Annotated in this window: 11 protein-coding genes; 5 read left to right on the forward strand and 6 right to left on the reverse strand. The window is 59.5% G+C overall.

Features of this window, described 5'->3' with window-relative positions; genetic code table 11:
- Both LAT62_RS05650 and LAT62_RS05655 read right to left on the reverse strand, forming a co-directional pair.
- Positions 1–1,133 (reverse strand): M48 family metallopeptidase (locus LAT62_RS05650; RefSeq protein ID WP_293380263.1); only part of this gene is annotated, 1,133 nt, incomplete at its 3' end.
- A gap of 27 nt (positions 1,134–1,160) precedes the next feature.
- Positions 1,161–1,760, reverse strand: coding sequence for a LemA family protein (locus tag LAT62_RS05655; protein WP_293380266.1), 600 nt, complete (start codon positions 1,758–1,760; stop codon positions 1,161–1,163).
- A 72-nt stretch (positions 1,761–1,832) separates the two neighbouring features.
- Between LAT62_RS05655 and LAT62_RS05660 the strand changes: the two genes are divergently transcribed.
- Together LAT62_RS05660 and LAT62_RS05665 are read left to right on the forward strand one after the other, a co-directional pair.
- Entirely contained in the window at positions 1,833–2,459 is a 627-nt protein-coding gene (locus LAT62_RS05660; RefSeq protein WP_293380269.1) for an SGNH/GDSL hydrolase family protein, read from the forward strand.
- A complete protein-coding gene (locus LAT62_RS05665; protein WP_293380272.1) occupies positions 2,456–3,079 on the forward strand; it encodes a rhomboid family intramembrane serine protease in 624 nt (207 codons plus the stop codon). Before LAT62_RS05660 ends, LAT62_RS05665 begins: the two co-directional genes overlap by 4 nt.
- A 22-nt stretch (positions 3,080–3,101) precedes the next feature.
- Here the strand turns inward: LAT62_RS05665 and LAT62_RS05670 are convergent, their stop codons facing one another.
- The 4 genes from LAT62_RS05670 to LAT62_RS05685 all read right to left on the reverse strand — a co-directional run bounded on the left by LAT62_RS05670 (position 3,102) and on the right by LAT62_RS05685 (position 8,425).
- Positions 3,102–4,724 carry a diguanylate cyclase gene (locus LAT62_RS05670; protein ID WP_293380275.1) on the reverse strand — a complete coding sequence of 541 codons (1,623 nt, stop codon included), beginning with the start codon at positions 4,722–4,724 and terminating at the stop codon, positions 3,102–3,104.
- 194 nt (positions 4,725–4,918) lie between these two features.
- A complete protein-coding gene (locus tag LAT62_RS05675) occupies positions 4,919–6,925 on the reverse strand; it encodes a TRAP transporter permease (RefSeq protein WP_293380278.1) in 2,007 nt (668 codons plus the stop codon).
- Positions 6,926–6,957: 32 nt separating this feature from the next.
- A complete protein-coding gene (locus tag LAT62_RS05680; RefSeq protein ID WP_293380281.1) occupies positions 6,958–7,440 on the reverse strand; it encodes a DUF1850 domain-containing protein in 483 nt (160 codons plus the stop codon).
- Positions 7,441–7,468: 28 nt separating this feature from the next.
- Positions 7,469–8,425, reverse strand: coding sequence for a TAXI family TRAP transporter solute-binding subunit (locus LAT62_RS05685; RefSeq protein ID WP_293380284.1), 957 nt, complete (start codon positions 8,423–8,425; stop codon positions 7,469–7,471).
- Positions 8,426–8,779: 354 nt separating this feature from the next.
- Between LAT62_RS05685 and LAT62_RS05690 the strand changes: the two genes are divergently transcribed.
- The 3 genes from LAT62_RS05690 to csiR all read left to right on the forward strand — a co-directional run bounded on the left by LAT62_RS05690 (position 8,780) and on the right by csiR (position 13,099).
- Complete coding sequence (locus LAT62_RS05690) at positions 8,780–10,948, forward strand: ATP-binding protein (RefSeq protein WP_293380287.1); 2,169 nt, start codon at positions 8,780–8,782, stop codon at positions 10,946–10,948.
- 19 nt (positions 10,949–10,967) lie between these two features.
- Positions 10,968–12,344, forward strand: coding sequence for a sigma-54 dependent transcriptional regulator (locus LAT62_RS05695; protein WP_293380290.1), 1,377 nt, complete (start codon positions 10,968–10,970; stop codon positions 12,342–12,344).
- Positions 12,345–12,412: 68 nt separating this feature from the next.
- Entirely contained in the window at positions 12,413–13,099 is a 687-nt protein-coding gene (gene csiR, locus LAT62_RS05700) for a DNA-binding transcriptional regulator CsiR (RefSeq protein ID WP_293380293.1), read from the forward strand.
- Positions 13,100–13,121 lie beyond the last annotated feature (22 nt).

The raw sequence follows: 13,121 nt of genomic DNA on the forward strand, positions 1-13,121 counted from the left end.
AGTGCCGTGGCGGCGCGATCAGGTGCGCCTCCGGCTTCTTTTGCCGCCTGCGCTTCCTTCGCGCTGGCATCAGCCGCCGGCCAGGTGACTCTGAATCGTCCATCCCAGCCCGGCATGACCCGCTTGATGCGGTCTTCCACCGGAGGGTGGGTTGCCATCATGCGGTTGAAGCCGAGCTTGACGCCCTGCCCGAAAAACATGTGACTGAACTCATTGGCCTGCGCAGCCTCCAACCGGGAACCCTTGCTGTGTGCTCCGATTTTCACCAGTGCCCCGCCAATCCCCTGCGGCTCACGGGTGAACTGGACGGCTGATGCATCGGCCAGATATTCGCGCTGACGGCTGACGGCCGACTTGATCAGATTGCCGAAAAACACGCCCGCATAACCGATAGCGGTCAGCAAGGCACCGATGGACAGTATGGCGACTGCCGAATTGTCCTGACGACCGCGCCCACCGAAACGGCGATAGCGCATGCTGCGCAGCAGGGTCGACCCCAGAAGACCGATGACCAGAATCCCGTGCAGGATGCTGACCAGACGCATATTCAGGCGCATGTCACCATGCAGGATGTGGCTGAATTCATGCGCCACCACGCCCTGCAGCTCGGGGCGCGTCAGGTTGCTGATGCTACCTCGGGTGATACCGATAACGGCATCATCCGCCCGGTAGCCGGCGGCAAAGGCATTGATGCTGTCGTCGTCCAGAACGTAGACCGGAGGCACCGGCATTCCGGAGGCCAGTGACATTTCTTCAACCACATTGAGAATTCGCTTCTCATCCGGATCATCCGTGTTGCCACTGATCAGGCGACCCCCAAGGGCTTCAGCCACGGCGCGACCACCGCGGTTAAGTTGCAGATGCTTGAACAGGCTGCCCAGCACCACCAGGCTCAGCACCACCGCCGCCACTCCCGCGACCAGCTCCACGGACAGCGCCGACAACACGCCCTCCGGTGACAGGTCAAGATTGACGGCTTGCGTCGAGGGTTGTTGCGACAGACCCATGAAGTAGATGGCGACCGCAATGACCAGTGTGGTCACCGCGATCAGTGCCGCCGTGGCCAGAATCAGCAAAAGGACAAGGCGCCCGGTCTTGCGCCGTGCCCTGTCCTGTTCGGTAAAGAAATCCATTGGTTTATCTTCCCTGATTCAGAAGCTCTATTGGAAAGAGACCTGGGGTGCGGCCTGAATCTGCGCACTGTCCTCGAATTCGAGCAACGAGGCATCCTGGCTGTGGCCGAACACGCCAGCCAGAACGACTGGCGGAAAGCTTTGCCGATAGGTGTTGTAGGCCATTACGGAATCATTGAAAGACTGGCGGGCAAAGGCTACCCGGTTTTCAGTGCTGGCCAGTTCCTCGGACAACTGCTGCATGTTCTGTGATGCCTTGAGGTCCGGATAGGCCTCCATGACCACATTGAGTCGACCCATGGCCTGCGTCAGAGCGCCTTCGGCGCCGCCCAGATCCTTGATGGCCTTGGCACTGGCCGGATTCTCGGCTGCCGCTTTCAGTCCCGCTACCGCCGTATTGCGGGCTTCAGTGACCGATTGCAGCGTTTCGCGTTCGTGTTTGAGGTATCCTTTCGCCGTCTCCACCAGATTGGGGATAAGATCGTGGCGCCTTTTCAGTTGCACCTCGATCTGAGCAAAGGCATTCTGGAAACGGTTGCGCAGGGCAACCAGTCGGTTGTAGATCGCGATGACATACAGCACGATGGCTGCAACAACTGCCAGCGTAATAATGGTAGACAGTTCCATAATCTTTCCTTGCGCCGGACATTGATCAGTGGCGAAAATAGTAGCACGGTAACCCAGTAAGGACACCACCACATGCGCACAATCCTATGCTTTGGCGACTCCAACACCTGGGGGGCACCTCCCAGCCTGCCCAGTGAAGAGTTGCCCCGTTTCCCGCCCCATGTGCGCTGGCCCGGCGTCCTCGCCGAGCAACTGGGCGAAGACCATCAGGTGATCGAAAACGGTCTGTGCGGTCGCACCACCTGCTATCGCGACCCGGTGCAAGGCGCCTGGCTGAGCGGGCTGGATCACCTGCCCGTCAGCCTGCTGACCCATGACCCGCTGGATCTGGTCATCCTCATGCTGGGCACCAATGATCTCAAAAGCCGCTTCAATGCCGACGCCCGTACCATAGCCAACAATGTGGGCACCCTGGTGGAAACCGTGTGGGCGCACAGTGGCGAGGAATTGCCTGTACTGGTGATCTGTCCGCCCCAGGCCAAGAAGGTGTCGATCCCGCGCAGTCCCTTCGCCGGAGCCGACGCGCGCTCGGAAGCGTTCCCCCGCGAGTTTGCCCGCATGGCGGTTGAAAAGCAGGTGTCCTGGATTGATGCCGGGGAGTTTGTCGTCTCCAGTGACCTGGATGGCATTCATCTTGAAGCCAACGCACATCGCCTGCTGGGTGAAGTGGTAACCGACAAGGTACGCACCCTGCTATGAGCCCATTGGCCCAGTTGCTGACCCCTCGGCCGGGGTACCGTATTACCCCGTTGATCATTTACCTAAACACCGCCATATTTCTCTTTTTCGTCGTCCTGACGCAAAGTGTCATGTGGTTCCCGGCGCAGACACTGGCCGACTGGGGGGCCAACTTCGGACCCTGGACGACAGATGGTCAATGGTGGCGGCTGATTACCAGTGTCTTTCTGCATGGTGGGCTGCTGCACCTGGTGTTCAACAGCATCATTCTGGCGAACATTGGCTTTTTTCTGGAACCGCTGCTGGGCCGATGGCTCTATACCGGTCTTTATATCACCACGGGCATCATAGCCAGCCTGAGCAGCGTGTTCTTCAATTTTGGTGCGATCAGTGTCGGAGCTTCGGGCGCCATTTTCGGTTTGTACGGGTTTTTCCTGGCATTGCTGATGAGTGATTTGTTCAAGCCCGAAGTAAAGCGCAGCTTTCTGCGCGGTACAGTGGTGTTCATTGCGATCAATCTGGTGCTCGGCTTTACCGTGCCCATGATCGACAATGCAGCCCACCTGGGCGGCGTTATCAGTGGCTTTTTGCTGGGGTTCATCGGGCTGCCACAGGTCAAGCGACGGGTCAGCCGTCGCTGAGTCATGCCGTTTCGTCAGGCGATCAGGCCGGAACCAGTTCTGACTGGTCTGCCTCGGCAATCACAACACGATCGCGTCCCTGTGCCTTGGCCGCATACATGGCTTGGTCTGCGGCCTCCATCAGGCCGTTGCGATCCTGCCCATGCTGGCCATAAAGAGCCAGGCCGATACTGGCGGTGCAAACCAGATCCTTGTTCAGCAAGCGTACCGACTCGCCGATGGCCTGACGAATCTTGTCCGCAATCTGCAACGCTGCCTGATCCTCATGGATCGGATGCAGTACCACCACAAACTCGTCGCCCCCGATGCGCGCCACCAGATCAGAACCGCGCAGCCGGGTCTTGATACGGTCCGCCACCACCCGCAGCAGATCATCCCCGAGGCGATGGCCATAATCATCATTGATCGGCTTGAAGCCATCCAGGTCAATGAACAGCAGCGCCAGCTTGTCCGATGACCGACCCATGTGCTGCAGCAGATCATCCAGACGTGTCTGCAGACTGCTGCGGTTCAGGCAGCCGGTCAGCGGATCATGGTCTGCCAGATGCTGCATGCGATCCTGATTGACCCGCATCATGCTGATCTGATACGAAATGACCAGCGCCAGCAGCAGCACTTCCAGCAACACGGCCAGCAAACCCAGATGCTCGATCAGCCACAGGTCACCTGTCGCCAGTTGCCGCGCGGTGATGGCCATCAGGGCCGGCACCAGAAAAGAAAAATTGGCAATAAGATACAGCCAGGCTACCCGGTCACCCATGCGGGCCCGCGCAATTCCGGCGATCATGCCGTAGACCGCCATCAGGCCCACACCGATGCGGCAGAGTTCAAGTGACACACTGGGCCAGATCAAGGCAATCGGCCAAAAGGCGACCATGACAGCCGCCAGCGTCACGCCAAGGAGCCAGACACGAGAATGCTGCGCTCGACCAATGCGCAGCAGCCGCATCACAAACAGCACATAGCACAGATTGGACACCAGAATCGGGAAGCTGATCAGGTAGAAGTGCGTGGTCAGTCCCAGAGCCTGCGGTACCATCAGGGCTGTGCCGTTGTAGACAATGTTGCCCAGAATAAAGCCGACATACAGCAGGTCGGACGCCGAGCGCCGCCACAGCCCCAGATTCAGATAGTAAAATGCCAGTGCACCAAAGATGCCGAGCCCGATCAGCACAAAGGCTATCGTCTTGCGGTACTGCTGCTGGTAATCAGCCAGGGGAAACAGCGCCGGCTCCGGCTGCGCGAGATAAAACGGACTGTCGGTGCGGGTTACAATGAAATACTCGCCAGCCGGCAGCGCGAGGCGCGCGCCGTGGCGCATGATGAAGTCACTGGTGGTTGTTCTCTGCAGCCCCCCGCCGAGTGTTTCGACTTCACGGCCGGATGCGTCGTAAACCCGGTGCTCAAAGGTACCGATGACCGAAGAATGGCGAAAATCAATAACCCACTCACCGGCGTGCGGCAGGCTGACCTCCATCAGGTACCAACCCACACCTCCGGTCAGGGGCGGTGGTCCGGCCTCGGCTGGTCTGTCTGCCCATGGCTCGGGCCAGTCCGATTCAGGCGCAGCAATATCCACCCAGTGACCGGTTTGGTCGAGTGTCTGCGCTACGGCGGTCAGGCTGAAAACAGAAACGAGCAGCACGAAACTACAGACACTGGAGATCAGCCAACTCCGGGGCCTATTGTGCAATGGTTTCAAGGGCGTACACCTCATGAACGCAACGAAAGAGGTACGTTAACCTCCATGAAACGGACTATAGCCGAATCTGCGTCACCAACATAGTGCGATTCTCACCCGAAATGCCGGCCTGCAGCGCTGTGCAGGCCGGCAAGCTGTCAACTTTGTGCGGCGGCGGCGTTTTCCTTTCTGTAGTGCAGGAAGTTGAGCGCCACCATCAACACAATCGCCACACCTGCAACAGCCTGGTGCCAGAACTCGGGGAAGAACACCAGCACGGTGGCGACCGCGATCACCGCGCGCATCCAGTTCTGCAGGCGGGTGAACAGGTAACCCTCTATGGCGCCGGCAAAGGCCGCCAGCCCGAGTATGATCATCATGCCCTTCCACAGCAGTATGTCCAGCGAGGCCCCCATGATGATTTCCGGATGGAAGACCATATAGAGCGGTATCAGGTACAGCCCCTTGGCAAACTTCCAGGCCTGCACACTGGTTTCCATTGTTTTACTGCCCGATATGGCTGCGGCGGCATACGCCGCCAGTGCCACCGGTGGCGTCACGTTCGAATCCTGTGAATACCAGAACACCAGCAGGTGGGCGACCAGCAGCGGTACGCCAAACTGGGCAGTCAGCGCCGGACCAACCAGAATGATCAGCACGATGTAGGCAGCCGTTACGGGCAGCCCCAGGCCGAGAATCAGACTGGCTATCGCGACCAGGAACACAGCGATGACCAGATTGCCGCCGGACAGAGCAATCATCATGGACGAGAACTTGAGGCCCAGGCCGGTCAGCCCGACGACGGCGACAATGATGCCCGCCACGCCACAGGCGATGCTGACTGACAGTGCATTGCGGGCGCCCAGTTCCAGCCCTTGAAGGGTCTTGTGAAAGCCGACCAGCGTGGCCTGCCAGACGGCGTCCACCAGCCTGTTGTCACGCCACCCCTGACGGGCAGCAAGCCAGAGCCCGTTGAGCCCCGCCACAACCAGAATACTGATGACCGCCCAGAACCCGACACGCAGCGGCGACAGCCCGGCCACCAGCAGGGCCACCAGGATCAGCACGGGAATAAGCAGGTACCAGCCCTTCATCAGAACCTCACTGACCACAGGCAGTTCTGAGGCTTTCATGCCGGTCATGCCCTGCTTGAGGGCGATGATATGTACAAACAGATAGACGGTGGCGAAATACAGCAGCGCCGGGAAGACACTGACCTTGACCACGTCGATATAGGCAGTCCCGGTATACTCGGCAATCAGAAAGGCACCGGCGCCCATCAGCGGCGGCATGATTTGCCCACCGGTACTGGCTGCAGCCTCGACCCCCCCGGCCTGGGCAGGCTTGTAGCCCAGCTTTTTCATCAGAGGAATGGTAAAAGAACCGCTGGTCACCACATTGGCAATCGCGCTGCCGGAAATGGAGCCCATGGTGGCAGACGCCAGCACCGCGGCCTTGGCTGGCCCGCCGCGCTGACGCCCGGTACCGGCAAAAGCCAGATCGATAAAGAAGCGCCCGGCGCCCGTGACTTCCAGCACGGCACCGAACAGCACGAAAACAAACACAAAGGTCGCCGCCACACCCAGCGGAATACCAAAGATACCTTCCTGGCCGAGATACAGTTGCGCGGCTACCCGCTCCATGCTGTAGCCCCGGTGGTTCAGAATGCCGGGCAACCATTCACCCAGCCACGGCAGTTCACCGCGTGCTCCGGCAAAGGCGTACAGAATGGCAATCAGACCGATGATGGTGAGCCCCAGGCCTACGGCACGGCGGCTGGCCTCGAGCAGTGTAATCGTGGCAATGGTCGCGGCCAGAATATCCTGCTCGCTCCAGAAGCCGGCGCGCGCAAAAATAGCGTCGAGATTCCAGACGATGTAAAAGCCCGAATAGAAAGCGGCAGCAAAAAAACCGACATCGACCAAAGCCGCGATCGGCCCGCGCTTTTTGCCGAAGGGCGGGAAAATCAGAAACACCAGCATCATCACCAGAGACAGGTGAATGGTTCTCTGGTAGAACAGGCCCAGCGGCTGGATGCCGGCACCATAAAGTTGAAACAGGGACAAACCGATCGCCATGACGGCGGTAAACCAGATCAATGGTTTTGGCCCGGTGCGTTCAATAAAGGGTTTCTCTTCCAGGACCTCGGTGTTGAGCTGGGTCATTTCGCACTCCCGAATGACGTAAAACGGCTACCTCAGGGGTGGCCGCGCAACCGGAGCTCCAGGCGCTCTCCGGAAAAGTGTTGTGACAGGTCCAGATCCTGCTGTGCACTGACGATGCGATGGCCTACTCGTTCCGACCCCACCCTCAATCGCAGCGCATTGCCCGCCACGGGTTCATTGATGTTATTGATTATATATCCACCATTGCCGTCACTTTCGAGATCTCCACGCTCTGGAATATGATCCAGACCTGCGGCAAAATCGGGCTGATGGCTGCGCTGCAGCATCAGGCGCCCTTCTTCGACCGTGAAGCAGTCCCGCACCAGAAAGCCGGTCACCGAGTGATGCCAATGCAGACACCAGTCTCCGTCGGCATCCAGCGGAACCTGAGCCACACGCTCTGATTCACCGGCACGATGGATATCCAGATAATAGACAGCATTGTGGGCTGCTGCTACCCAGGGTAGCAGCAGCCCAAGCAGAATGCCGGTCAATCGCAAGGGGATCAACGGCATGGTGACTGATTCCTCAGTTCACCTGCGCTCAGCGCAGGCGATCCGGGATATCGGCACCGACTTCCTCATAGTAGCGCAGTGCGCCAGGGTGCAGCGGGATGGGCGTGGCGCCCAGGCTGAAGGGCACGGTTGTGCTCTCTGCCGCCGGGTGGACGTCACGCAGTTCCTGCACATACTCGAACATGATCCGAGTGATGTTGTAGGCCAGCTCTTCGTCCATGGCTTCGTTCACTACCAGTACGTTGGGAGTACCGATGGTCAGTACGTCGTCGACACCTTCATACAGGCCAGCCGGCATGTCGTAGGGTGCAAAAGTCGGCTCAACCGCAATGGCATTGTCGATTTCTTCCTGGCTCAGTTCGATGACACGAATGTCACGTGATGTCGCCAGACTCATGATGGAGCTGGTCGGCGGACCAACACTCCAGAAACCAACATCAATGTCACCGTCACGCAGGGCATCGGCCGTCTCGTTGAAGTTAAGGCGCTGCGTAGACCGAAAGTCATCGTAGCTCATGCCGTTGGCTTCCAGCAGCGTCTGGGCACTGACTTCAGTTCCACTGCCCGGCGCACCAACAGAGACCCGCTGACCGGCCAGGTCACTCAATGAGTGAATGTCAGAGCTGGCCAGTACAACAATCTGCACGGCATTGGGATAAATCGACCCGAGCGCGCGGATGTTTTCCAGCGCCCGACCTTCGAAAGGATCAGTCCCTTCATAAGCCGCCAGCACGGTATCGGCCAGAGCCAGAGCCATATCGGAGTCTTCACGGAACACCAGGCCCATATTTTCTACCGAGGCACCAGTCACCTCAGCCACACCTGTGTAGCCGTCGATATGACGACCAATCATTTCACCCAGACCACCGCCGATCGGATAATAAACACCACCGGTACCACCGGTAGCAATGGACAGCGAAGTATCTGCCTGAGCGCCCATGGCGAGACCCAGACCCAACGCGAGGGAAGGAATTAAACGACGCATAAATTGTTCTCCAGTATTTATTGTTGTACCTGTTTCACCCTGCTGCCCTGCACCCGGACAGCAGCGTTATCAGTGTTAGAGCAATGGCTATGCCAGATCGCCTTGCACAGGCAAAAAGAAACCGGGATCAGATCGGAGAGGCCCGAACCGCGGTTCCTCGCAGGCAAAGTGGCTGAGGGGTATAGGTTCGTCAGGGTCAACCCAGAAACGGGACAGTGCGCAACAGTCTGCTCATTCCCCCACTTTGGATAAGCAAAAAATTGCCGACGCACCGGTTCAGTTTCCCGAGCTGCCCTGCTGGGGTAACATCGGCAACAGACCACAACCACAATAAACCGGGTCGCAGCCATGCCCATGAACAGCTATGCCCACAGCCTGTTGCGCCAGCCTACCCTGATGACGGCCCTGTCTGTCGGCGCCGGCCTGGTGTTTTTGCTGCTGGTGGTCACCGATGGCTGGCTGCTGCGCCTGGAAGCGCAGCGCACCGCTGAACTGGCGGAACGACGCCTCGGTGCCTATGAGACCTCACTGCAGGCCACTATCGACCGCCATCAATACCTGCCGCGGGTGCTGGCTTCCGATCCGCGTATTCTGGTGCCCCTGCGCCAACTGAGCAGCGAGCGACCCGTGCCGACGCCTTCCGAGGAAACCTCGGCGCTGCTGAATCTGATCAACCGCCAGGCCGGATCCGATGAGATGTTCATCATGGACCCGGACGGGATGACACGCTGGTCAAGCAATTACCAGACAGAAGACAGCTTCGTCGGCAGCAATTACGGTTTTCGTCCCTATTTTCGCGATGCAGTGTCCGGAGGTCAGGGCTTTTACTATGCGGTCGGCGCCACCTCCGGCATCCCGGGCCTCTTTTTTGCCAGCCCGGTCATGGATGACGATGAAGTGCTGGGCGTTGTGGTGGTAAAGATCGATCTGGCGCCTCTCGAAGAAAGCTGGCTGGCTTCGGGCGACCCGGTCTGGGTCACCGACGAAAAGGGCATTATCTTTCTGTCGTCAGACAGCGACTGGCACTACCATGCCCTCTACCCACTGGACGCCGAAACCCGCGCCGTGCTGGACCAGACCCGTCAGTACGGCAGCTCACCCGTGCCTGAGCTGGCCCGCGCCGATGCGCCCGCGACGCAACGCAGTCGCGCCTTTGATCTGGGCGACGAGGGTGTGCAGATCGCCTTCGCCTCAAACGTCAGTGACTACCCCTGGGAAATGCACTGGCGCGTGCCTCTGGATGACTTGCGGGCAACCGTCAGAGGGCAGCAGTCCGCCGTTATCATCGGCTATATCCTGTTCGCTGGCGGGCTCCTTTACTACCGTGAACGGCGGCGGCGCTCTGCTGCTCAATCTGCCGTCAGCCAACTGACGGCTGAGCGGGAGTCACATCAGAGAGCCATCATCCAGAATACCGATGCCGGCCTGTTCAACCTTGATGCGGGCTTCAAGCCTCTGTTCATCAACGAAAAGGCAAGGCAACTGTTCGGGCTGGACGACGACACGCCCAACTCGCCGGTCGCCCTGCTGTCGCCCTGGTCACCTGACACCTCGGGCCGGACCTCGGTGCGCGGGGAAGGCCAGCGGGCCGATGGCACCTCGTTCCCGATCATCTACACCCTCAACCCCATTCGGGTGGGCGACAATGATGAATTCATCCTGACGGTTCAGGACATCACGGAGCTGACCACCGCACAGGAAGCCCTCGAGCAGGCCAATGAAGAGCTGGAAGCCCGCGTGGAAGCCCGCACCCGTGATCTGCAGGAAGCCCAGGCCGCCCTGGCCCAGAATCAGAAGCTGGCCGCACTGGGCCGCATGTCGTCGGCCATTGCACATGAAATCAACCAGCCCATCACGGCCCTGAGCAACTATGTGGCCAGCAGCCAACTGCTGCTGGAGCACAACAAGCCCGAGCAGGTCGGCCAGAACCTGGGCCGCATCGAATCCATTGTCGACCGTCTGTCCCAGCTCTCGCGCCAACTGCGCGTCTTTTCCGGCAAGCGCAATACCGGCAGCGAAGCGGTGCCGCTGCAAAGCCCGGTGCGCTATGCCCTGGACCTGCTGGACCACCGGCTGGAAGAAGGCCACATTCAACTGGATATCGAGTTTGCCGCTGAACCGGTGGTGGATGCCAACAACATGATGCTCGAACAGATCATGGTGAATATTCTCAACAACGCCATAGACGCCCTGCAGGGCCAGCCGGATGGCCACATTCGAATCGCCGTCAGTCAAAACCGGACGGACGCCCGTATCATCATAACCGACAATGGGCCGGGCATGTCGCCCAGCGACCAGGCGCAAATCTTCGAACCCTTTTTCAGCACCAAGCCGGTGGGCGATGGTGTAGGCCTCGGCCTCGCTATCAGCTATAGTCTGGCGCTAGACATGGGGGCCGAACTTAAAGTACAGAGCACACCCGGAAAAGGCTCGACCTTCTCGCTCCATTTCACCCAGCGCAAGGCTCAGCCGACGCCAGCCAAGGCTCCGGATGACACCGGTCAGAACTTGATCCTGAAGTAACAGCAGAGCAGACCCGACGATGCAGTTGAACTACCAGGCCATTGTAATAGACGACGACCCGGCCGTACTCGAGTCACTGGCCCAGTGGCTTGATCTGGCCGACATCCGGGTTCGCACCTTTCCCGATGCCCGCGAGGCACTGCCCCTGATCACACCGGATTTCGCCGGTGTGGTGGTCACGGATATCCGCATGCCCGGCATGGACGGCATGAGCCTGCTCAAGCACATCGACAATGCGATCCCGGTCATTCTGATAACCGGTCACGGGGGCGTTGCCCAGGCCGTGGAGGCCATGAAACTCGGGGCCTATGATTTTGTGGAAAAGCCCTACAAGCCGGAGCGCCTGGTGGAGACCATCAAACGCGCCTGCCGCCAGCGGCAGGTCACTCTGGCCACCAGCCCGGCTCAGCAAGACGACGCCGACGACAGCCTGCTGACCGGACGCATCATCGGCCACTCTGCACAGATTCAAACGGTGCGCCGCCAGATCAGTGCCCTGGCGCGCGTCAACGCCGACATTATCGTGCTGGGCGAGACCGGCACCGGCAAGGAACTGGTGGCCCGCAGCCTGCACGACCTCAGCATCCGGCGTGACCACCCTTTCGTCGCCATCAATGTCGCTGCCATTCCGGAAAACCTGCTGGAGAGTGAATTGTTCGGCCATGAAGCCGGCTCTTTCACCGGCGCGCACAAGATGCGTCAGGGCATTTTCGAGGCAGCGCACAACGGCACCCTGTTTCTGGATGAAATCGAAAGCATGTCGATGGAGTTCCAGATCAAACTGCTGCGCGTGCTGCAGGAGCGGGAGGTGGTGCGTATCGGCTCACGTACGCCCATCCCGGTCAATGTGCGGGTGATTTCCGCCACCAAGGAGAATCTGCGCGATGCTGCGTCCGACGGGCGGTTCAGAGAAGACCTTTACTATCGCCTGATGGTCGCCGATATCGAACTGCCCCCGCTGCGCGAGCGAGCTGGCGACATCCCCCTGCTGTTCGGCCATTTTCTGCGCGAATCGGCACGCAACCATGACCTGCCCGAACCGGAACTGAGTTATGAAGACTTGGTGGCGCTGGAAGTCCACGACTGGCCGGGCAATGTGCGTGAACTGCGCCATACCGCAGAGCGCCACCTGCTCACCCAGAGCTTCAGTGAAGCCTCGGTGCAGGAGTTGCTGCAACTCGGCTCCAGCAACAGAGACCGGCACAGCAACGGAGAGCACTCGCTCAGCGTGCGGCTGCAGCAGGTCGAAAAGGCCCTGATCAGCGCCGAACTGACCCACCACAAGGGTGACATCAAGGCCGTCATGGAAGTGCTTGACCTGCCCCGGCGCACTCTGAACCAGAAGATGCAGAAGTACGAACTGAAGCGGGAAGACTTTATCCAGAGCAGTGTCTGAACCAGCGGTCGCCTACTACAATAGTCGATATTCGGCTATCATGTAGACAAAAGGAGATTCTGTTGTCCATGACTGAAACCGCCAGACCCAATCAGGGTATCAGCGCCTATCGCTGGCTCAAACGCGACATCATCCGCGGCCACTTCGCCCCGGGCGAAAAACTGCGCATGACCAGCCTGCGCGAACGTTACGAACTGGGCACCGGCCCGCTGCGTGAAGCCCTGTCGCAACTGGTGTCAGAACATCTGGTGGTGGCCATCAGTCAACGCGGTTATCGCGTTGCACCCATGTCACTGGACGAACTGCACGACATCTACGACGCCCGCTCACACATGGAAGGCCTGGTGGTCGAACTGGCCATCCAGCGCGGCGACGACGCCTGGGAAGCCAACGTCATCGCCCAGCACCATACCCTCTCCAAGGTGGTCGACCTGAACAGCCCAGAAGAAGTGCTCTCGGTATGGGACCAGCGGCACAAGGCCTTTCACAACGCCATTGCCGAAGGCTGCGGCTCGCGGCACCTGCTGCAGGCCAGAGAAAGTCTGTTTGAGCAGGCAGAACGCTACCGCCACCTGTGGCTGCAGCAAACCGTCTTTTCCACCCAAGCCCTGGCCACCAAACGCCGCGAGCATGCCGAACTGGTCGAAGTGCTGCTCGCCCGCGACACCGAACGCGCCATCCCCATGATGCGCGACCATCTCAAAACCCCGATCCCCATAATTACTCAGGTACTCAAAGACCGCGGCATTGCCTGAGCCACACACGGTCGGTATGCTG

The organism is Natronospirillum sp. (assembly GCF_022565775.1).
Lineage (GTDB): Bacteria > Pseudomonadota > Gammaproteobacteria > Pseudomonadales > Natronospirillaceae > Natronospirillum.

Bases quoted from the DNA above. Each gene is read 5' to 3' on its own strand.
- LAT62_RS05655 (WP_293380266.1), bottom strand. From the start codon at position 1,760: ATGGAACTGTCTACCATTATTACGCTGGCAGTTGTTGCAGCCATCGTG.
- LAT62_RS05660 (WP_293380269.1), top strand. From the start codon at position 1,833: ATGCGCACAATCCTATGCTTTGGCGACTCCAACACCTGGGGGGCACCT.
- LAT62_RS05665 (WP_293380272.1), top strand. From the start codon at position 2,456: ATGAGCCCATTGGCCCAGTTGCTGACCCCTCGGCCGGGGTACCGTATT.
- LAT62_RS05675 (WP_293380278.1), bottom strand. From the start codon at position 6,925: ATGACCCAGCTCAACACCGAGGTCCTGGAAGAGAAACCCTTTATTGAA.
- LAT62_RS05680 (WP_293380281.1), bottom strand. From the start codon at position 7,440: ATGCCGTTGATCCCCTTGCGATTGACCGGCATTCTGCTTGGGCTGCTG.
- LAT62_RS05685 (WP_293380284.1), bottom strand. From the start codon at position 8,425: ATGCGTCGTTTAATTCCTTCCCTCGCGTTGGGTCTGGGTCTCGCCATG.
- LAT62_RS05690 (WP_293380287.1), top strand. From the start codon at position 8,780: ATGAACAGCTATGCCCACAGCCTGTTGCGCCAGCCTACCCTGATGACG.
- LAT62_RS05695 (WP_293380290.1), top strand. From the start codon at position 10,968: ATGCAGTTGAACTACCAGGCCATTGTAATAGACGACGACCCGGCCGTA.
- csiR (WP_293380293.1), top strand. From the start codon at position 12,413: ATGACTGAAACCGCCAGACCCAATCAGGGTATCAGCGCCTATCGCTGG.